This window comes from Pseudoruminococcus sp., assembly GCF_047012705.1.
In the GTDB taxonomy this organism is placed as follows: domain Bacteria; phylum Bacillota; class Clostridia; order Oscillospirales; family Acutalibacteraceae; genus Pseudoruminococcus.
Genome location: NZ_JBKXNW010000002.1, coordinates 192,108 through 214,021, shown reverse-complemented (window position 1 = coordinate 214,021; position 21,914 = coordinate 192,108). Strand labels below are relative to the sequence as shown.

Here is a 21,914-nt window from a genome sequence, read left to right as displayed (position 1 = left end):
CTTTATGGAAACTTGAAAAATCTTCCATTGGACTTTTTGAAATTGAAAGGAATGTAAAAAGAATGAACTTTAATTTACTTGATAATGCTGCTTCTTCGGCAGATGTAGCTCAACAACAAGGTCCAGGTCAAATATGGATGATTCTTGGTATGTATGCTCTTCTTGCTCTTGCTATTTATTTCTTTATCTTCCGTCCTAACAAGAAGAAAAAGAAGGCTGAGGAAGAAATGAAAAACAGCCTTGAGATTGGCGATGATATTACAACCATCGGCGGTATTATGGGTCGTGTCGTTTCTATTAAAGATGATGACTCTCTTGTTATCGAAACAGCAAGTGACCGTTCAAGACTCAGAATCAAGAGATGGGCTATCTCTACTATCGATACAGAAAAGAATCCTGAGCCTAAAAAAGCAGAACCTAAGTTATTAAAAGATGAAGAGCCTAAGAAAAAGAAAAGATTCTTTGGCAAAAAGGACGAGGATTGATTTTTTCTCAAAAATAAAATATCATATTAAGAAACCCTTCCGAATACAATTAGAATATAATTGTTTCGGGAGGGTTTTTATGTGAGAAACGAAAAATCGCAACAAATCACAATAAAGTCTATGGCTCGTGCTGTAATTTTCGGCGGATTATTCGGTGGCGTGATACTTATATTGATGTTATTTTTAAGTGCATTTTTCGTGCTTAAAATGAAATCCCTATCACAAACGGCAGTATTCGCGGCGGCGATTATTTCTTCTTGTGTATCGGCATTTTTAGCAGGCTTTCTCGCCTCACGCATACTTAAATCTCGTGGAATTATAGTAGGTGCTTTATCGGCATTGTTTTTATTCATCATTGTTCTATTGACAGGAACTATACTTTCCTCTGATTCAATAAACCTTGATACACTTATGAGATTTGCCGCAATGCTTTTATCAGGTTCATTTGGCGGAATACTTGGTGTAAATCGTCGTCCTCGCCGCCGTTGAATTGGCAGATTCGCCTAAGAAACTCAAAAGTTTTGCTCAAGGCGGAGTGCCTCCGCTGTCAAGACGCGGTGCGTGACCGCACAGGACAAGACGCGGAATCGCTAGGCTTTGCCTCGCTCACAGTGAATATGGGAAGATAGTTGATGCGGTCGGGAAATTTCCCAATGAACTACCGATTAGCTAACCAACTTTCCTAAGACACTTAAAAGTTTTGCTCAAGCTTTTTCAAAAGCTTGCAGGGTCGAGGGACGGAGTCCCTCGTGGGTTTTAAGGGCAACGCCCTTAACATTCTTTGCTCCTAAAGAGCGGACTTTGTCCGCTCTTTTTTCTTTTGCCCGTAATAAATATCGGGTTTAAGTGTAAAGGTAAAATTTATTCACCCATTCGGAGGCTTGTAAATAACATCAGTAAAAAAGCGGTGGACATAGTCCACCGCTTGAGATGAAAGAGATGTTAAGGGCTTCGCCCTTAAAACCCACCAAAGGCTCCGCCTTTGGAAACCGCGAGCCTTTTCAAAGGCTCGCGCGAAACTTTTATTTGTCTTTGGAAAGTTGGTTAGCTAATCGGTAGTCCATTGGAAAATTCCCCAACCGCGTCAACTATCTTCCCTCACTCACTACGAGCGAGACTTGTCGAGCGATTCCGCGTCTTGACGGCGGAGGCACTCCGCCTCGAGCGAAACTTTTAAGCGTCTTAGGAAAGTTTGTTAGACTTTACTATACTAATTCATAATCTATCGTGCCAAGTGCTACTGTTGCGGCAGTAACCTTGACTCTTACACTATCACCAATAGAATAGCTTATTCCGGAACGCTTATCGGTTGTAGTTGTTGTGCCATTATATTCAAAAAACGCATTTTCAAGTCTTGAAAGGTTTACAAAACCCTCTATTCCGCAAGGAATTGATACGAATATTCCCTTTGCGGTTACACCTTCAACTACGCCATCATAACATTCGCCTATATGTGCTGTCATATATTCTGCCGCATAACACTTTTCTGTATCACGCTCACCATTTACAGCTCTGACTTCTCTTTCTGATGACTGCTTTGCGGATTCCTCTGCGAAATCTTCATATTTTCTTCTGATTTCTTCAACAGACATTCCGCCGACAAGAGCTGAAAGAATACGGTGGATTGATGTATCCGGATAACGCCTTATCGGAGATGTAAAGTGGCAGTAATCTGCAAGCGACAAACCAAAGTGTCCGATTGGCTTATCGTCATACTGTGCCTTTGCCATAGTGCGGAGAACCTGCATAGACATAAGCTTTTCGTATCTTGTACCCTTTGCCGCTGAAAGCAATTCTGCTAAATCACGCTGTGTAAGTCCCGGCTTTATCTTATTAACTCTGAAACCGCAAGCCTGTGCTAAATCTGAAAGTGTTGCAATTCTCTCTGCCTCAGGCTTTGCGTGAATACGATAAACAAACGGTATATTCTTTTCCTTAGCCAGTTTACCGGCAGCCTGATTTGCCATAATCATAAACTGCTCTATCATTTCTTCTGATTTGCCACGAGTTCTTGTTGAAACATCTATACATACGCCTGCTTCATTGAGGACAAATTTAAGTTCAGTTGTTTCAATTTCAAGCTCACCACGCTCTTTAGCGTTTTGCTTAAGAACTGCATAAAGCTCTTCTCCGTCTTTGAGAGTTTGTGCAACTGGAGAATATTTTTTGAGAAGTTCATCATCAGCAGTTCCTGCAAGAATCTCATTAACCTCGGAATAAACTCCTCTTACCTTTGAATTGATAATGCTCTTGCAAAATTCAAAATCGCAAAGATTTCCCTTTTGGTCTATATTCATAATAGCAGAGAAGGTCAACTTATCTGTTCCGCTATTAAGCGAACAACAGCCGTTTGAAAGCTCCTCCGGTAGCATTGGAATAACTCTATCTGCAAAATATACGGAGGTTCCACGCTCAAAGGCTTCCTTATCAAGCTCACTTCCCTCTCGGATATAATGCGAAACATCGGCGATATGTACGCCGAGTATCCAGCCGTTTTCAGTTTTCTTGACGGAAATTGCATCGTCAAGGTCTTTTGCGTCCGCACTGTCGATGGTGAGGATTGCCTCATCACGCAAATCTCTGCGTTTTGCTATTTCTTCTGCTGTGATAGGTTCTTCCGAAACTCTCTTTGCCTCTGCACGAAGTCCCTTTGAAAATTCGCTCGGAATACCATATCTGTCTATAATTGCATCAGCACATATCTTTGCACTGTTTGCCTTGCCGTAAATACTCAAAACTCGGCAATAAAGCTTTCTTTCGTGCTGGTCATACATAAGAGCAGCACGAACCTTATCGCCGTCACGGGACCTGAGCTCTCCGCCCCTTACAATCGGAATACTATATCCGAATCCACCGTCTGCAATAACAGAAAGCTTACTTTTATATCTCTCGACCATACCTGTTATAAGTCTGTCGCCCTTTTTTACTATACGGAAAATTCCTGCGGAAGGACCTTTTTCCTCTTGGCGAATATCTTGCAGAAGGACAACATCTCCGGGAATAGCGTCCTTCATCTTTTCGCAAGGAATAAATATATCAGGTGAACCGTCTGCCGGTCTTGCAAATGAAAAATATCTTGAGCTTCTGAGAATTGTTGCCTTTACATATCCCATTGCTTCACTCAACACAACATCTTTATTCTTTATAAGGATAATATCGCCGTCCTCCTGAAGCTCCGAAATAGCAAGATTATAGCTTGCCTTATTGGATATTCCTGAAAGCTTAAAAAGCTCATCACGAGAAATCTCTCTGTTTTCTTTTTGGAGGGTTGTAAGAACAATATCCTTTGTTTTTAGTTTCATAGAATCTCCTTTGGTGTTTTAAATCACTTTGTCATAAATAAAATTCCTAATGTATTCGGACCACAATGCGATGAAATAGTACAGCCCGCTCTCGAAATAATAATTTCATTAAATACATTCTTACTCTTGAGATAGTCATAAACAAGCTTTAAACGCTCATCAGATATACCTGAATGTGTTATAAAAGCTCTTTTCGGGTTGATATCATCAAATTCTGAGAGCTTATCATCAATATATTGCGGCAAAACCTTTTCGAGTTTACCTCTATACTTTTTGCCAACAGTCATAGAACCATCCTTATTATTTACAATGATACTTGGCTTTAGGCTGAGGAGATTTGCACCAAGCATTGCAATAGTTGAACATCTTCCGCCTGCACGAAGATAATCAAGCCTATCAACAACAAAACTTCCATAAGTTTTCGGAGTTAATGCACGAACATTTTCTGCAATTTCCTTGCCGGACATTCCCTTTTCAGCCATTTCAGCGGCTTCAAGAACGAGAAGTCCTGACGCACCTGAAAGATTGCAGGAATCGACCGGATAAACATTACCAAGCTGTTCTGCGGCAATGCAGCAATTCTTATATGAAGCAGAAAGTGCTGAACCCAAGTTTATGTGCACTATCTCATAGCCTTGCTCTACAAGTGGTGAAAATCCATCGATGTATTCCTGAACATTGACAGCCGAAGTTTTTGGAAGTGTTCCTGAAGCCTTAAAGTGCTTATAAATCTCATCAGGTGTTATATTCACACCATCATCGTAGCTTGTTCTGCCAAGAATAATATGAAGCGGATATATTGAAATATTATATTTCTTTTTAATCTCTGCCGGCAAATCGCAAGTGCTGTCTGCCGTTATCAATACCTTTCTTTCCAAAGAAATCACCCTTTCTTAATTGTATCATTATACTGCATCTGACGAATATCCCTGCCAATAAATTTAAGCCTGAGCATCTCTCCTATTATTCTTGAAACCAATCTCTGATGATATGATTTTTCAAGTTCTTTAAGCGTAAGGTTTGTACTTATTATTATTGGCTTTTTCAGCAGCATTCTTGTATTTATTATATTATAAATTTTTGACAATGTAAACTGTGTAAGAAATTCTGTTCCGAGGTCATCTATAATTAAAAGGTCACATTCTTTAAGAAGATTTTCTGTTGCGTCAGTGGTTTTATCATCGTTGAATCTCTCGCTCTCAAGCCTTGAGAGAATATCAGGCGCAGAGGAATAGACCACACCGTAGCCGTTGCCGATGACTTCCTTTGCTATTGCAAGCGAAAGGTGAGTTTTTCCAAGTCCCGAACCGCCCTGAAACAAAATACTTCTTGATTTTGGTGTGAAGTTTACCGCATAGCTTTCGCAGAAATTAAGAATTTTCTCCATTCTTGCATATGGAGAAATCATTTTTTCACCCTCACGAATAGGCTCTCGACTGTAATAATCGAGCGAAAATGTCTTGAAATCCGAAAGTGAAAGTGGAGAAACGCTATTTAGCTTATCATATGCCTTTTCACGCAAAAGCTTTTTTAAGCATAAACACATTTTTCCGTCAATATATCCCTTATCGCTACATTCTTTGCAACTATAATGTATGTCGAGGTAATCTGACGGATAACCATTTTTTTCTAAAATTGTTTTAAGCTCCATTTGCAAGGCAAGATTTTGTGTCTTGAGCTTTTCGAGCATTTCTCTTACGCTTATTCTGTCGGCAAATACCGCACGAGCCGCCATTGTACTTGTTTTTGCAAGGCTTTCTTCTATCTCCTGTACCCTCGGCAATTTTTTGACAAGCTCTGAATGCTTTACCATTGCATCATATTCTGCTTTATTTCTTCTCGCTTTCAGTTCCTCCAAAGCGTCATCATATATATCTTTGGAATATCCCATTGTTTATATCACCTTATTCGTCAAAAATGCTTGAATTTTCATATGCGTCCAAATCGTATGTCGCCTCTGATTCGCTTGAGAATTTGGCTCTTTTGGGCTTTTTTTCTGCCTTAGCCTGCTCTAAGGTTGTAATCTGAGCCTTATGCCAGCGGTCAAGTATGGATTCGACATAATTAGGAATATACTTACCCTTAGCATCAACGCATCTTTCGTATGCTTCACGAATCATATCTGCTGTGAAGTGCCATTCGTTTACCCATCTCTCAGCTTGTTTGAGTTCCTTATCTGTCGGGGAATGTTCCTCAAGACCAAGCGTCTGAACTATCAGCCTAAAGGCAGTTCTGCTATTGGTCATACGCATAATTTCCTTTTCGGCTCTGTCAACGGTTGTTATTTCGCTATCTCCCCAACTTTCGGCAACCTTTTCTATGTATTTCATATTGGTTTTGCCCATATCCTGAAGATACTGCAAAAGCATTATTATAACTTCAACTGGAAGTCCGTAATATTCGTTCAGCATAAGCAAGGTACATTTATCAGCATTACTTGTCATTCTGCCAAGAATATTATCTGCCTCTTGCATAAGAAATGCGATTGATGGGTCAGCAATCATTCTTTCTGCAAGGTGTGCGGAATCCGGCTTTTGTGGTCTTGAAAGTGGTTTCTTAGGCTCGCTTTGCTTTTTTTCAATCGGCTGTTCGACAGGCTTTAGTTCTGCTTTTAAAGTTTTAACCTTAGGCTCTATTTTAGCGGTAAAAGTAGGCTTTTCTGTAAGCTTAAAGCCAAATGGTGCAGAAGTTTCATTTACAGAAGGAGTTATTGAACCACTTTCTTTATCTATGGTTATAATGCCTGTTGCTATCCAGTATTGCATACTGTCACGGGCATCGGCTGGACTCATTGAGAGTGCAGCCGCCATATCTTCATCGGAGAAATTTTCTCCTGCGTGACGCAAAAACCACAACAAAACCTTTAGTTGAGCCGCTCCCGCAAGTTTTATATGTTCATCGACAACACTGCATGGAACAGCGAAAATGCTATTCCATGCACCAAGATTCATTTTATAATTCATTATTTGCCTCCCATAAGACAATTAAAAGTTTTGCTCAAGCTTTTTCAAAAGCTTGTAGGTCAAGGGCAAAGCCCTTGTCGCTCTCCGCAGAGAGCGAAACACTTTTGGGCGAAGCCCAACATTCATTGCTCTTTGAGCGGCGGATAAAATCCGCCGCTTTTTCTTTTGGTTAGCAACATTAGTCAATGAGGGCAGACAAAGTCCGCCCTTTAGGGGCAAAGAATGTTAAGGGCGTTGCCCTTAAGCGGCGAGCCGCCGCACCCAAGACGCGTAATCGGTTTTGCAAGCAAAACCTCGACATCTGCAAGAGTGGTTTATTGTCGCGTATAAAGTAATTGCCAATGAATTACTAAAGGCTCAAGCGAAACTTTGAAGTACCTTTGAGGATTTTTTCAACCTATCGGTAGTTCACTGTGAATTTCCTCGACCGCGTCAACTATCTTCCCTAATCCACCACGAGCGAGGCAAGGCCGAGCGATTCCGCGTCTTGACAGCGGAGGCACTCCGCCACTAATCTATTGGTAATAGAACTGGTTGACGCTTTTCAAATACTGTTACATAAGAGAAACCGCACCTTTGGGCAAGTCTATATCCTTCCTCTAAGCCTGAGCCGACATCTCCCCATCTATGTGCATCTGAACCGATTGTAATATATTTTCCGCCAAGCTCTCTGAAGCGTGAAACTATATTTTCTCCCGGAAGTGTCATTCCTATTCTTTGTCTTAAACCAGATGTATTTATCTCTAAGGCTTTCTTATTTCTGACAAGAACTTTCAAAACCTCATCTATCATTTCTTTATATGTATCGTATTTAATTTCTTTGGTAACATTGCCAATTATATATCTCAAAGGGTATGTCATATGTGCAAGCGTATCAAAGCGGTTATCTACTGCAAGTTCATAAAGCTGTGTGAAATATCTCTCGAGCAGGTCATTAACATTATCATCATTATATTCAAGAAAATAGAAGTCCTGTTCATTTTTGAGATTATGCAGAGAGCCAATAACAAAGTCATAATCACACAAGGAAAGTACATCATCGGCGGCAAGCTTATTTTGTGTTGGCTGACCAAGCTCTATACCCGTATATACCTTGATTTTAGAGCCATAGCCTGCCCTTGCTTTGCCCGAAGCCATAACAGAGGCCTCTATACTTTTCCTTACATTATTAGAAAAATATTCGTTACATTCGCAGTGGTCGGTTATAGAAATGCTATAAAGTCCAAGCTTTATTGCCTGTTCACAGAGCATTATAACAGGGTCGTTTCCATCAAAAGAATGTTTGCTGTGGGTATGGCTATCTGAGAAAAAACGCTTATTCATATTTCATATACCCTTTCAATGTTTCAGTTCTTAATCTGCCATTATAGATTATAACACACTAAAAAAATAATTTATACGGATATATTAACAAAAATATCTATAATCGAATTGATGGAAATTATTAAGTTTGCGACTGTTTACTTATTTTACATATTTCTATTGTATTTTCTATATATTGTGCTTTCTCGAGAAAATTATATTTAATCATCAAAAGACTTGACAAGTTGGGGAATATGTTGGATAATTTAATATAAACTTATAAATTAGGAGGAATAACAAAATGCGTGCTGTTATTACGGTTCTCGGAAAGGATAATGTCGGAATCCTTGCAAAGGTTTCTAATGTATGTGCTGATGCTGGTGCAAATATAATTGAGGTAACTCAGAGCGTTCTTCAAGAAATGTTCGCTATGATTATGTTTGTTGAAATCGGAGATATTAAAATCCCTTATTCTGAACTCTCAGATAACCTTGTTGCTCTCGGCGATGACCTCGGACTTAAGGTTCATGTTATGCACGAGGATATTTTCAACACAATGTACCATGTCTGATATTTAACACCTGAATAATTTGAAGGGATTGATTTTCTAAAAATGATAAATTCACATGATATACTTGAAACCATCAGTATGATTGATAACGAAAATCTCGATGTTCGTACAATTACTATGGGTATCTCCTTACTCGATTGTATCGACTCTGATATCGACAAAGCTTGCGATAAAATCTATGATAAGATTTGCAGATACGCAAAAGACCTTGTTAAAACAGGTGAAGACATAAGCAAGGATTATGGTATTCCGATTATTCATAAGAGAATAGCTGTTACTCCTATCGCACTTATTGCGGCTGCTTGCCCTACAAAAAATCCTGTTAAATTTGCTAAAACTCTCGACAGAGCATCTAAAACTGTCGGCGTAAACTTCGTTGGCGGATATTCTTCTCTCGTACATAAGGGTTTTGCTCCTGGCGACTATGCCCTTATTGAGAGTATTCCTGAGGCTCTTTCTGTTACTGATAATGTCTGTTCTTCTGTTAATGTCGGTAGCACAAAGACAGGTATCAATATGGACGCTGTTGCTAAGATGGGACGCATCATCAAGGCTACTGCTGAGGAAACTAAGGACAGAGATTGCATAGGTGCAGCAAAACTTGTTGTTTTCTGTAATGCTCCTGAGGATAACCCATTTATGGCAGGTGCTTTTCATGGCACAGGTGAGCCTGACTGCGTTATCAATGTTGGCGTTTCCGGCCCTGGCGTTGTAAGAGCTGCTCTTAGTAAGGCTGGAGATTGCAATATCACTGAGGTTGCTGATATTGTTAAGCGTACTGCATTTAAGATTACTCGTGCAGGTCAGCTTGTTGCTCAAGAAGCTGCAAAAAGACTTTGCGTTCCTTTTGGTATACTCGACCTTTCACTCGCACCAACACCTGCTGTTGGTGACTCTGTTGCTTATATCCTTGAGGAAATGGGTCTTGAGCAGTGCGGTGCTCACGGCACAACTGCTTGCCTTGCTCTCCTCAATGACGCTGTTAAAAAAGGCGGAGCTATGGCTTCATCTCATGTTGGTGGTCTTTCTGGTGCATTTATTCCTGTTACTGAGGACGCCGGTATGATTGAAGCAGCAAGAAGTAAGGCTCTTTCTATTGTTAAGCTTGAGGCTATGACTTCTGTTTGCTCTGTCGGACTTGATATGATTGCTATTCCTGGCGACACAACAGCCGATGTTATTTCCGGAATTATTGCAGACGAGGCTGCTATCGGTATGGTTAATACAAAGACCACTGCTGTTCGTCTTATTCCTGCTATTGGCAAAAAAGTCGGTGACGAACTCAACTTTGGTGGACTTCTCGGCGGCGGACCTGTTATGGAAGTTAATACAAAATCTCCTGCAAAACTCATTGCAAGAGGCGGTAGAATTCCGGCTCCTCTCCAGAGCCTCAAAAACTAATAGACTTCTCTAAGAAACTTAAAAGTTTCGCTCGAGCCTTTTCAAAGGCTCGCAGATTCCAAAGGCAGAGCCTTTGGTCGCTCTCCGCAGAGAGCGAAATACCTTTGGGCGAAGCCCAACATTCATTGCTCTTTGAGCGGCGGATTTTATCCGCCGCTTTTTCTTTTGTTAGCAACATTAGTCCTTAAGTGCGGACAAAGTCCGCACTTAGAGAGCAAAGAATGTTAAGGGCGTTGCCCTTAAAACCCACCAAAGGCTCTGCCTTTGGAATCCGCAAGCCTTTAAAAAGGCTTGACCTAAACTTTAATTGTCTTTGGGAAATTTATTAACTAAACGGTAGTTTAGTCTTCCGCGTGCATAATCTTCTCTAACTCACTACGAGCGAGGCAATGCCGAGCGATTCCGCGTCTCGTCCTGTGCGGTCACGCACCGCGTCTTGACAGTGGAGGCACTCCGCCGCCGATGGCAAAAATCAACAATATTTTAAACAAGTTTATTACAAAATATATATTTGAACAAATTGATTATACAAGGGAAGTTTCGTGTCTAAATTTGAAATTTTTGACTTGATATTAAACGCCAACTGTGATATTATTATGTGGTACACAAGGGGGTGTGGTGGGACTTAATCTTACTTATATTTCTTAAGAAAGATTTCGTTTCTCCACACCTGTTTATTTATAGGAGGTGTATAACTGGTGCAAGATATGATTTCAAAAATAGTCGAGATGGACGAAAAGGCTCGTGAACTTAATGACGAGGCTCTTAAAAGCAAAATCGACTATGAACAGGAGATTGCTGTTGCTAAGCAAACTATCATCAAAGACTATCTTGAACGAGCAAGAAAGCGTGTACAAATCAACGCACAGTCGGAACGAGATGCTGCCGAAAAGGAACTCGCTCAAACTCGTGAGGCTCACGCCAAAATCGAAAAAAAACTTGATGACCTCTACGGCTCAAATTGTGACGGCTGGGTTGACGAAATCTTCAAGAGAGTAATATCGGGGTGATTTTATGCTATCGTCTATGTCTTCCAATGCTATCCTCGCTAAAGCAAGGACTATGTATGGACGCAGACTGACAGACAAGGATTACGAGGATTTGCTCGCCTGCAAAACCGTTCCTGAGGTTGCAACCTATCTTAAAAACGAAACGGTATATTCAGAAATTCTTTCAGGTCTTAATGAAAATGATGTTCATAGAGGCCAGCTTGAAACCTTACTCAGAAAGAAAATTTTCTATGAAAAGGTTTCTCTCGCAAAATTTGATATGAACTCAGAAAAATTTCTTTCGGTTTTCTTCATAAATCGTACAGAAATTGAGCAAATTATGAGATGTATATCTCTTCTTAATATCGGAAGAGCTTCTGAATATGCCTACGAAATGCCTGTTTTCTTTGAGAAACACACAAATCTCAATCTTAAAGCCTTCTCTGAGGTAACAAATCTTAGTGAGCTTTGTGATGTTCTCGGCAATACTAAGTATGCTAAGATTATAAGGCCTTTCATTCCACAGGGTGACGAACAGCTTGATGTTCCGAAAATTGAAACCGCTCTTTATACCTACAACTTCAATTCTTTGTTTGAATCTATCAACAAAAATACAAGAGGTAAAGAGAAAAAGGAACTTCTTGCTCTTCTCAATGCTTTTATTGATTTCAGAAATTTCGTAAGAATTTCTCGTCTGAAAATGAGCTATCATACCTCTGAGGACTATACAAGAAGTATGCTTCTTCCCTATGGAAGGTTAAGCAAGGCTCAAATCAACTCCTTGCTCGAATGTGAAAGCTCTAATGAGCTTATGAACAATCTGAAGGCTACCTATATAGGAAAGTCCCTCAACAAAGCCGAATATAATACTCAAAGCCAGATGATAACTGCTCTTAATTCTATATACTGCAAGAAAAACATCAGACTCTCTGTAAACGCTTCGGTAGTTATGCTTTCTTATGTTATGCTTTCGGAAATTGAACTATCTAATATTATAAATCTCATTGAGGGCACTCGATACGGATTTTCCGAAGAAGAAAAATCAAGACTTCTCGTGAGATGAAATGAGGTGATTATGTGTCCGTAAGACCTATGAAAGCGGTCGGCATTATTGGTCTTTCATCAGAGCTTGATAAGGTTATGCGATATTGCGGAGAATCTGGAATCTTTCACCCCGATGACGCTATGAATTTCTACGAGAATACCGGAAAGTTCGTTCCGATAAACGAGAGAAATCCTTATCAAGACCCATTGGCTGAGCTTACCTCTTCGGTTCAGTCAGCCGGACTGACACTCGAATTTCACAAGACAAAGAAATTCACTGTCAGCGACAGTGGTATCAAAAAATATGTCAAGTTTGTTTCTTCTAAGCTCGATAGATTTACTACCGAAACGCTTAAAATTAACGCCGAGCTTGATGAATGCAGAAAAAACCAAGAGGAGCTTAACCACTTTATAGGAAGTAATCTTGATATGGAAAAGCTTTTCGCCTGTAAATTTATCAATGTAAACTTTGGTCGAATCCCAAAGGAAAGCTACGACAGACTTACAGAGCTTAACAGCAATCCATACATTCTTTTCTTCCCCTGCACGAATGACCAGACTCATTACTGGGGCGTTTATTTCTCGCCGCTCGGCAGTGAGGACGAAATCGACAGGATATTCGCAAGCCTCTACTTTGAAAGAATGAATCTTCCAAAGGGCGTTACGAATCCTGAAAAATATCTCGAAAAGCTAAAAACTAAAGAGATTACGCTCAGACAACAGTTAACTAAAATTCAGCAACAACTTGATGTTTTCTGGACTGCTGAGAGCGAAAAGTGCAGTATGTATTATAGTAGGCTGAAAGAAATGAATACCTACTATACCATTAAAAAATATGTCTACTGCTATCACAAAAACTTCATTCTTGTCGGTTGGATTCCTGCCGACCAAGAAAAACAATTTGCTCAAGGGCTTGACAAGATAAACGGTATCGAATATACCTTTAGCGATGGCAAGGACGAAATTAAACATTCGCCGCCTGTCATTCTTAAAAATCCGAGATTTGCTAAGCGTTACGAATACTATGTTAAGATGTTCGGCTTGCCAAGCTATAACGAAATCGACCCGACTATGCTTGTAGCTATAACCTACACCATATTCTTCGGAATAATGTTCGGCGATTTCGGTCAGGGTATTGTCCTTTCTATTGTTGGCTACCTTATGTGGAAGCTGAAAAAGATGGACATCGGAAAAATTCTTATCCCCTGCGGTATTTCCTCGGCTATATTCGGATTTATCTATGGCTCATGCTTCGGCTTTGAAGAAGCCTTTAATCCGATATATAAGGCAGTCTTTGGACTTGATGAAAAACCCGTTGATGTAATGGCTCCTGCAACATCTAATATGATTGTTTATGCATCAGTCGGTGTCGGTGCAGTGATTATTATGATTGTTATGCTTTTGAACATCTATTCTTCACTGAAACGCAGAGATTACGAGAGCGGAATCTTCGGTCCGAACGGTATAGCAGGCTTTGTATTCTACACATCGCTTGTTGTCGGTCTTGTCTGCCAGATGGTTCTCGGAATTCAACTTATGAATATCGTATATGTCATTGGCTTGATTATAATACCGCTCATTCTTATCTTCCTGAGAGAGCCACTCGGAAGACTTGTTTCAGGAAATAAGAACTGGCAACCGCCAAAGTGGGGCGAATATTGTGTTCAGAACTTCTTCGAGCTTTTTGAAACTTGCCTGAGCTATGTTACTAACACAATGTCTTTCCTGCGTATAGGTGCATATGTCCTTGTTCATGCCGGTATGATGCTTGTTGTATTCACACTCGCAAATATGTCCGGCGGATTTATGTACTATATAGTCGTTCTGTTGGGCAACGCAATAGTTATGGCTCTTGAGGCACTCCTTGTTGCTATTCAGGTGCTAAGACTTGAGTATTACGAATTGTTCAGCAGATTCTATGTCGGTCAGGGCAGAGCCTTTGAGCCTGTCCGACTCGAAGAAAATCAATAATTCCATATGAGCTTAAAAGCTCATATGTGGGTTATAAATAATTTTTTTAAATTAAATGGAGGATTTTAATTATGGAAATCATGGAATTTGTATTGTTGGCTGTACCTGTTGTATTTTTAGTTGGTTCTATCTTGCTCGCTTATAAGGCTGTTAAGAGCGGTGCTAAACGCAAGACTGCTGTTTTCACACAGATTGCTTCTTTCTGCATTGTCGGCCTTGTTTGCCTCATAATTCCTATGACAGTTAGTGCTGCTGACACAACTGCTGCTGTTGATTCAACAGCTAATGGTCTTGGTATGCTCGCTGCTGCTCTTGCAACCGGTATCTCTGGTATCGGTGGTGGTATCGCTGTTGCCGGTGCTGCTCCTGCTGCTATCGGTGCAACAAGTGAAGACCCTAAGGCATTCGGTAAGTCACTTATCTTCGTTGCTCTTGGCGAAGGTGTTGCTCTTTACGGACTTCTCGTTTCTATCCTTATCCTTAACAAGTTCTAATTCTAATCGGCGAATTACAAATCGCAAGTTGCGTAGCGGCGAGCCGCCGCACCCAAGACGCGTAATCGGTTTTGCAAGCAAAACCTCGACATCTACAAGGGCGGTTTATTGTCACGAATAAAGTAATTACCAATGAACTACCAAAGGCTTGAGTGAAACTTTTAAGCTTCTTGGGGCGGTGCAAGCGATTATGTAACTTAAATAGCGGTGGCACACCGCAAATCTTAAAAACTACATAAAGGTCAGGTGAGATTATGAGATTTTATTTAATCAGCGACAATGTTGATACGGCAATGGGTATGCGTCTTGCGGGAATCGAAGGCGTTGTCGTTCACGAGGACAGCGAGGTTCGTGACGCTCTCACAAAGGCTATGGACTATGATGATGTCGCAGTTATCCTTATGACCGAGCGTCTGGTTTCTCTTTGTCCTGACCTTGTCTATAACCTAAAGCTAAACCGCAAACAACCGCTTATAGTCGAAATTCCCGACAGACACGGAAGCGGTCGTGCAAAGGATAGTATCACAAGATATGTTCGTGACGCTATCGGTGTTAAAATCTAATAAAAATCTCTACGGAGGTGACATTATATGGCAGAAGTTCAGAGCGGCTCTGAAAACTTCTTGAAGGCTATTGAAAAATATGCCGAGGAACAAAGAAATAAAATTCGCTTTGAGTCTGAATCCTTCAAAAAGCAAGAGCTTGAAAAAGCTGAATCAGAAGGACTTAGAGAAGCTTATACCCTTATTCAAAGAGAAATGGCAGCCATAAGAACGGAAATTTCAAGCCAGCTTTCTCGTGACGAGATGGCAAGCAGAAAGAAAATTTTCGAGAAAAGAAATAAAATGACTGAAAATGTCTTTGAAAAGGTTACTCAAAAGCTTGTCGAATTTACTAAGACAGCAGATTACGAAAAGCTTATGCTCGAAAGCGTAAAGAAAATTGCACAAACTCTCAAGGCAGACGATGTAATCTTCTTCGTTAAGGAAAGCGATTTAAAGCTTGCTGATAAGATTAAGGCTGCCTATACAGCAGAAAGATTAAAGGATAAAAAGCTCGCTGATAAAATCAAGTCGGCTTTCTCTCCTTCTTGCGAGGTTAAGTCCTCTAAGGAAATTAAAATTGGCGGAATCACAGGCAGAAGTGCAGGTCTGGGACTTATCGCTGATGAAACTCTCGATACAAAGCTTGATGGTCAGCGGGAGTGGTTCTATCAAAATTCAGGTCTGAGAGTTACTGAGTAATTCCCAACCGGAAAATGAGATGAGATAATGGCAAATAAAAATGTAATTTACGGAATCAACGGCCCTGTCGTTACCGTTAAGGACACAAGATCCTTTTCTATGATGGAAATGGTTTATGTCAGCGATGAACGCCTTGTCGGCGAAGTTATCGGTATCACAGATAAGCTTACTACTATTCAGGTCTATGAGGAAACAACCGGCTTGAAGCTTGGCGACCCTATCTACGGCACAGGCGAGCCTATGAACATTCTTCTCGGCCCTGGTATTATTGATAACATCTTTGACGGTATTGAAAGACCGCTTAAAGCTATCGAGGAATCAACAGGTTCTTCCTTCATTTCAAGAGGTGCTGCTGTTTCTTCACTTGATGACAAAAAGCAGTGGGATGTAACTATCACAGCTAAAGTCGGCGATTACCTTAAGGCAGGTCAGATTTATGCTACTTGCCCAGAAACACCTATTATTGAGCATCGTTGTATACTTTCCCCTAAGATTAAGGGCGGTAAGGTTATCAAGGTTGAGCCAAACGGCAAGTATAAAATAAACGACACTGTCGTTACTATTGAAGATGATGAAGGTGTTAAGCACGAGCTTACACTTTGTCAGGCTTGGCCTATCAGAACACCAAGACCATCAGCAGAAAGACTTTCAGCCGATGTTCCGCTTATCACAGGACAGAGAGTTATTGATACACTCTTCCCTATCTCTAAGGGCGGTACAGCTGCTATTCCTGGCGGTTTCGGTACTGGTAAGACTATGACACAGCACCAGCTCGCAAAATGGTGCGATGCGGATATTATCGTATATGTTGGTTGTGGTGAGCGTGGTAACGAGATGAGCCAGGTTCTTACTGAGTTCTCTGAACTGGTTGACCCGAAGTCAGGCAGACCTATGACCGACAGAACCGTACTTATCGCTAATACATCTAATATGCCTGTTGCGGCTCGTGAAGCTTCTATTTATACAGGTATTACACTTGCTGAATATTATCGTGATATGGGTTATCATGTCGCTATTATGGCTGACTCAACCTCTCGTTGGGCTGAGGCTCTTCGTGAAATCTCTGGTAGACTTGAAGAAATGCCTGCTGAAGAAGGTTATCCTGCTTATCTTCCATCAAGACTTTCTGAATTCTACGAAAGAGCCGGCAGAATTGAGGCTCTTTGCGGAGCAGAGGGTTCAGTTACTATTATCGGTGCGGTTTCACCTCCTGGTGCTGACTTCTCCGAGCCTGTTACACAGAACACAAAGCGTTTTATCCGTTGCTTCTGGGCTTTGGATAAATCACTCGCTTATTCAAGACATTATCCTGCGATAAACTGGATGACAAGTTACAGCGAATACTTTACAGACCTCGACCCTTGGTTCAGAAAGAATCTCGGCGAGGACTTCATCAAGTATAGAAACAAGATTACTGCTCTTCTCCACGAAGAAAATCAGCTTATGGAAATCGTTAAGCTTATCGGTTCTGATGTTCTTCCTGATGACCAGAAGCTTGTTATCGAAACAGCTAAGGCTATTCGTGTTGCTTTCTTACAGCAGAACGCTTTCCACAAGGACGATACCTTCGTTCCGCTTGAAAAGCAAAAGCTTATGATGAAGACTATTCTCCATCTCTATGAAAAGGCTAAACATATTGTTGCTGCACAGATTCCTATTTCGCAGGTTCTTGAGCTTCATCTCTTTGAGAAAATCACAAAGATGAAGTATGATATTCCGAATGACAAACCCGAAATGTTTGATGAGCTTAATAAGTCTATTGATGACGCTCTTGCAACAATCTCAAACATATGAGCGGAGGTGCGTGACCGCACTAAACAAGATGCGGAATCACTCAACAAGTCTCGTTCGTGGTGAACACAAAAGTTTTTTCCACGCAGAGGACTAAACTACCGCTTAGCTGACATACTTCTTTAAGACAGATAAAAGTTTCGCTCGAGCCTTTGGTATTTCATTGGCAATTACTTTATACGCGACAATAAACCACCCTTGCAGATGTCGAGGTTTTGCTTGCAAAACCGATTACGCGTCTTGGGGGCGGCAGCTCGCCGCTTAAGGGCAACGCCCTTAACATCTCTTGCCCCTACATTTAATCCGTTAGTTTGTTGCTAACAAAAGAAAAGGGCGGCGGACAAAGTCCGCCGCTCAGGGGCAAAGAATGTTGGGCTTCGCCCAAAGGTGTTTCGCTCTCTGCGGAGAGCGACAAGGGCTTTTCCCTTGACCTACAAGCCTTTAAAAAGGCTTGACCTAAACTTTGAGTGTCTTTTGGGAAGTTTGTTTCAGCACCCACATTTATTACTACTTATTTAAGGAAGTGAAATGAATGATTCTCGATTATGTTGGCGTTAAGGAAATCAACGGTTCGCTTATCGTTCTCGATGATGTCGAAAACGCTTCTTATGAAGAAATGGTTGATATTCGTCTTGATGACGGCTCAATTCGCCACGGAAGAATAGTTCAGACTCAGGGTAAGCGTTGTGTCGTTCAGGTATTTGAAGGCACTAAGGGTATGTCACTCGACAATGCACGCACTCGTCTTAAAGGACACCCTATGGAGCTTGCTCTCTCACCTGAAATTATGGGTCGTGTCTTTAACGGCTCGGGTACTCCTATTGATGGTCTTGGCGATATCTATCCTACTCACAAGGCCAATATCAACGGTACTCCGATTAACCCTGTTTCAAGAATTTATCCACAAAACTATATAAATACCGGTATCTCTACAATAGATACTCTTATGACACTTATTCGTGGTCAGAAGCTACCGATTTTCTCCGGTTCAGGTATGAAACATAACGAACTTGCTGTTCAGATTGTTCGTCAGGCTCAGATTGCCGGTGCCGGTAATAAATTCGGTATCGTCTTTGCGGCTATGGGTGTTAAGAACGATGTTGCGGAATACTTCCGCAAGAGCTTTGACGAGAGTGGTGTTCTCGAAAGAGTTGTTATGTTCCTTAACCTCGCTAATGACCCGATTATCGAAAGAACTCTTACACCTCGTTGTGCCTTGACTGCGGCTGAATATCTTGCTTTTGAGCTTGATATGCACATTCTCGTAATTATGACTGATATGACCTCGTATGCTGAGGCTTTGCGTGAATTCAGCTCATCTAAGGGCGAAATCCCGGGCAGAAAGGGTTATCCTGGTTACTTATATTCAGACCTCGCTTCTCTCTATGAAAGAGCAGGTATGATTAAAGGCAAGAAGGGTTCTGTTACTCAGATTCCAATTCTTACTATGCCTAACGATGATATTACCCACCCTATCCCTGACCTTACAGGTTATATTACAGAGGGACAGATAGTTCTCGACCGTTCTCTCGAGGGTGCTGGTCTTTATCCGCCTGTTTCGGTTCTTCCATCACTTTCCCGTCTTATGAAGGACGGTATCGGTGAAGGCTTTACAAGAGCCGACCACTCCGCACTTTCTAACCAGCTCTTTGCAGCTTATGCGAGAGTTATGGACGCTCGTTCACTTGCTTCTGTTATCGGTGAAGAGGAACTCTCCCCTATCGATAAGAAGTATATCGAGTTTGGTAAGCTCTTTGAGGCTTATTTCGTAAATCAGGGCTACAACGAGAACAGAACTATCGAGCAGAGCCTTGACCTTGGTTGGAAGCTTCTCTCTACTCTTCCTCGTGAAGAGCTTGACCGTGTTGATGACGCTATTCTTGATAAATATTACATCGAGGATAAGGATTCTATCGTTTTTGAAACATTTGCCTCTTCTGAGAAAAAAGATGATGACAGTGACGATGACGATATTGCTTAATTTTTCGGGAGGTGACAGATATGGCAGTTCAGGCTGTACCTACAAAAGGAAACCTGATGGCAACAAAGAAATCTCTTGCACTTGCCAAAAATGGTTTTGAGCTTCTCGACAAAAAGCGTAATATCCTTATCCGAGAAATGATGATGCTTATCGACAAGGCTTCTGAAATTCAGGATAAAATCGACGGCACATATCATAAGGCTTATAAGGCTCTTGAGGTTGCTAATATTACCCTCGGTTTCTGTGACGAAATCTCGAAATCAGTTCCTGAGGAAACAAGCCTCAAGCTCTCCTACCGAAGCGTTATGGGTGTTGAGATTCCGATTGTAACAATAGATGAAAATTCTAACAACGGAATTTATTTCAGTATTGCCAATACGAACTCCTCTCTTGACGAAGCTTATCTATGCTTTCACGAGGTTAAGGAGCTTACTGCGGTTCTTGCCGAGGTAGAAAACAGCGTCTATCGACTTGCTGACGCTATTAAAAAGACGCAAAAGCGTGCCAACGCTCTTAAGAATGTTATGATTCCAAAATTTGAGGCAACAGTTAAGTTCATAACTGAGGCTCTCGAAGAAAAAGAGCGTGAGGAATTCTCAAGACTTAAAGTTATAAAAAGTCAAAAGGCAGCTAAGGCTAATACTTAATTGCAAAAACATAAAACAGGGGCGAATTTATATTCGTCCCTGAATTTTTTTGTCTATATATAAAAAGATTTCGCTCAAGCTTTTTTAAAAGTCCTGAGCGAAATCTTTTACTTTTTCTGTGTAGAATATCAAGCAATTATGCGTTCTCGCTGTGATTTTCAGATTGTTCGTGGTAAGATTTTTCAGTATTAACTTTCCAAATTTCCGATTTATCGGTGTTTCCAGATTTTATATGTTCAACTGCACGAATAGCTGTAAGCATTGAATGGTCCATATTATTATAACGGTGCTGACCATTTCTACCAACACAATACAAATTAGGAATTGTGTTTAAATATGCAATAAGCTCATCGATTTGAGAATAAGTATCAAAATATGCAGGATATGCTTTCTTAACTCGCTCTCTGTGTGAATCAAGAACATCTCCGCTTGAAATAATACCCATCTTTTCGAGTTCCTTTGTAGCAAATTCTATGCACTCGCTGTCACTCATATTCCAGAAATTATCGCCCTCTGTGCAGAAATATTCCAGACCGATCCAAACAGTATGCTCAACATCTTTTACCATATACGGCGACCAGTTATTGAATATCTGTATTCTGCCAAGCTTAACATTTGTATCCTGAACATAAATCCAGCAGTCAGGAACGATATTGCCCATAGTTTTAATTTCAGTTTCATTTTTTAGAGCAAGTTTTGGTACAAGCAAACCTACTGTAACGAAATCACGATATGGCAAACCATTTGCAATATCAGCAATATTTTTAGGTACAGCCTGTCCCTTGATGCCCGCTGTCAAATCTTTGAGTGGCATTGAGGAAATGAAAATATCACCATCAATTTCAGTTAAGCCGTTTGGAGTTTCACATTTAACGGATTTAATTGAACCACCTTCGAGGTTGATTTCCTTAACAGATGTATTCATAATGATTTTTCCGCCGAGCTTTTCAAACTCCTTAGCAGCAGTTTCCCAGAGTTGACCAGGGCCAAACTTAGGATACCAGAATTGTTCTATAAGGGAAGTTTCAACATTTTTGTTATCTTTTTTGCCAAAGGCTTTAGAGAACATATCCTTGAGAAGTGTTTTTATAGAAAGACCTTTAACACGCTGAGAACCCCAGTCGGCAGCAATTTCTCTCGGGTGTCTGCCCCAAAGCTTTTCAGTGTAGCCCTCAAAGAACATAGAATAAAGCTTTTTACCAAAACGGTTTATATAGAAATTTTCAAGTGAGGTTTCCTTTTTCTTGGCAATAGACGATTTCATATAGCTACAGCCTGCAACGAAGGTTGTGCCAAGTCCCATATTTTTGATTGTCTGAGGTTTCATAGAGATTGGATAATCGAAGAAATGCTTTTTATAGTAAATTCTTGAAACTCTATGACGAACTAACATAACCCTATCCTCTTTTTCAGGGTCAGGACCATTTTCGTATATAGGACTTTCACGGTTAAGAATCTTATCATCGTAGGATTTTTTGCCCTGAAGTGGCATAAGTTCTTTCCAACGGTTCATAACCTCATCGCTCTTTGAGAAGAAACGATGGCCGCCTATGTCCATTCTGTTTCCGTTATGATAGACTGTTCGGGAAATTCCGCCAATAGCGTTGGATTCTTCAAGGATAACAACCTCATATTGCTTACTTCCATCGGAGAGAAGTTCCAGACCTGCTGTTAAACCTGCAGGACCTGCACCAATTATTACTACCTTTTCCATATTATTTCATTCCTT

19 protein-coding genes are annotated in these 21,914 nt (G+C 40.8%); 13 read left to right on the top strand and 6 right to left on the bottom strand.

The genetic code is table 11. The features are described 5' to 3' along the window. Positions 1-62: 62 nt before the first annotated feature. Positions 63-485: a preprotein translocase subunit YajC gene (yajC, locus tag ACLU24_RS02860; protein WP_412610179.1), complete on the top strand. Its 423-nt coding sequence runs from the start codon at positions 63-65 to the stop codon at positions 483-485. Between the two features lie 81 nt (positions 486-566). Beyond that, positions 567-974, top strand: coding sequence for a TIGR04086 family membrane protein (locus tag ACLU24_RS02855; protein ID WP_412610177.1), 408 nt, complete (start codon positions 567-569; stop codon positions 972-974). Between the two features lie 716 nt (positions 975-1,690). Here ACLU24_RS02855 and rnr read toward each other — a convergent pair. From rnr to ACLU24_RS02830, 5 genes are all read right to left on the bottom strand, one after another. Beyond that, positions 1,691-3,787: a ribonuclease R gene (gene rnr, locus ACLU24_RS02850; RefSeq protein WP_412610175.1), complete on the bottom strand. Its 2,097-nt coding sequence runs from the start codon at positions 3,785-3,787 to the stop codon at positions 1,691-1,693. Positions 3,788-3,810: 23 nt separating this feature from the next. Further along, a complete protein-coding gene (locus ACLU24_RS02845; protein ID WP_412610173.1) occupies positions 3,811-4,665 on the bottom strand; it encodes a DegV family protein in 855 nt (284 codons plus the stop codon). Positions 4,666-4,670: 5 nt separating this feature from the next. Next, positions 4,671-5,678 carry an ATP-binding protein gene (locus ACLU24_RS02840; RefSeq protein ID WP_412610171.1) on the bottom strand — a complete coding sequence of 336 codons (1,008 nt, stop codon included), beginning with the start codon at positions 5,676-5,678 and terminating at the stop codon, positions 4,671-4,673. 13 nt (positions 5,679-5,691) lie between these two features. Next, a complete protein-coding gene (locus ACLU24_RS02835) occupies positions 5,692-6,750 on the bottom strand; it encodes a DnaD domain protein (RefSeq protein ID WP_412610170.1) in 1,059 nt (352 codons plus the stop codon). A 510-nt stretch (positions 6,751-7,260) separates the two neighbouring features. Continuing rightward, positions 7,261-8,073, bottom strand: a complete 813-nt coding sequence (locus ACLU24_RS02830; RefSeq protein ID WP_412610169.1) for a histidinol-phosphatase HisJ family protein — start codon at positions 8,071-8,073, stop codon at positions 7,261-7,263. Positions 8,074-8,353: 280 nt separating this feature from the next. Between ACLU24_RS02830 and ACLU24_RS02825 the strand changes: the two genes are divergently transcribed. From ACLU24_RS02825 to ACLU24_RS02775, 11 genes are all read left to right on the top strand, one after another. Beyond that, on the top strand, positions 8,354-8,623 hold the full coding sequence (locus ACLU24_RS02825) for an ACT domain-containing protein (protein WP_412610168.1): 270 nt from the start codon (positions 8,354-8,356) through the stop codon (positions 8,621-8,623). A gap of 42 nt (positions 8,624-8,665) precedes the next feature. Continuing rightward, entirely contained in the window at positions 8,666-10,024 is a 1,359-nt protein-coding gene (locus ACLU24_RS02820; protein WP_412610167.1) for a PFL family protein, read from the top strand. Between the two features lie 698 nt (positions 10,025-10,722). Further along, positions 10,723-11,034, top strand: a complete 312-nt coding sequence (locus ACLU24_RS02815) for a hypothetical protein (protein ID WP_412610166.1) — start codon at positions 10,723-10,725, stop codon at positions 11,032-11,034. 4 nt (positions 11,035-11,038) lie between these two features. After that, positions 11,039-12,076, top strand: coding sequence for a V0D/AC39 family V-type ATPase subunit (locus tag ACLU24_RS02810; RefSeq protein ID WP_412610165.1), 1,038 nt, complete (start codon positions 11,039-11,041; stop codon positions 12,074-12,076). 14 nt (positions 12,077-12,090) lie between these two features. Beyond that, a complete protein-coding gene (locus ACLU24_RS02805) occupies positions 12,091-14,028 on the top strand; it encodes a V-type ATP synthase subunit I (protein ID WP_412610164.1) in 1,938 nt (645 codons plus the stop codon). Positions 14,029-14,108: 80 nt separating this feature from the next. After that, entirely contained in the window at positions 14,109-14,522 is a 414-nt protein-coding gene (locus ACLU24_RS02800; RefSeq protein WP_412610345.1) for an ATP synthase subunit C, read from the top strand. Between the two features lie 254 nt (positions 14,523-14,776). Next, positions 14,777-15,085 carry a V-type ATP synthase subunit F gene (locus ACLU24_RS02795; RefSeq protein WP_412610163.1) on the top strand — a complete coding sequence of 103 codons (309 nt, stop codon included), beginning with the start codon at positions 14,777-14,779 and terminating at the stop codon, positions 15,083-15,085. 27 nt (positions 15,086-15,112) lie between these two features. After that, complete coding sequence (locus tag ACLU24_RS02790) at positions 15,113-15,766, top strand: V-type ATP synthase subunit E (RefSeq protein ID WP_412610162.1); 654 nt, start codon at positions 15,113-15,115, stop codon at positions 15,764-15,766. A gap of 27 nt (positions 15,767-15,793) precedes the next feature. After that, positions 15,794-17,560 carry a V-type ATP synthase subunit A gene (locus ACLU24_RS02785; RefSeq protein ID WP_412610161.1) on the top strand — a complete coding sequence of 589 codons (1,767 nt, stop codon included), beginning with the start codon at positions 15,794-15,796 and terminating at the stop codon, positions 17,558-17,560. A 529-nt stretch (positions 17,561-18,089) separates the two neighbouring features. Then, positions 18,090-19,538 carry a V-type ATP synthase subunit B gene (locus tag ACLU24_RS02780; protein ID WP_412610160.1) on the top strand — a complete coding sequence of 483 codons (1,449 nt, stop codon included), beginning with the start codon at positions 18,090-18,092 and terminating at the stop codon, positions 19,536-19,538. 20 nt (positions 19,539-19,558) lie between these two features. Then, positions 19,559-20,185, top strand: coding sequence for a V-type ATP synthase subunit D (locus ACLU24_RS02775; protein ID WP_412610159.1), 627 nt, complete (start codon positions 19,559-19,561; stop codon positions 20,183-20,185). A 136-nt stretch (positions 20,186-20,321) separates the two neighbouring features. Here the strand turns inward: ACLU24_RS02775 and ACLU24_RS02770 are convergent, their stop codons facing one another. Then, positions 20,322-21,899: an NAD(P)/FAD-dependent oxidoreductase gene (locus ACLU24_RS02770; protein WP_412610158.1), complete on the bottom strand. Its 1,578-nt coding sequence runs from the start codon at positions 21,897-21,899 to the stop codon at positions 20,322-20,324. Positions 21,900-21,914 lie beyond the last annotated feature (15 nt).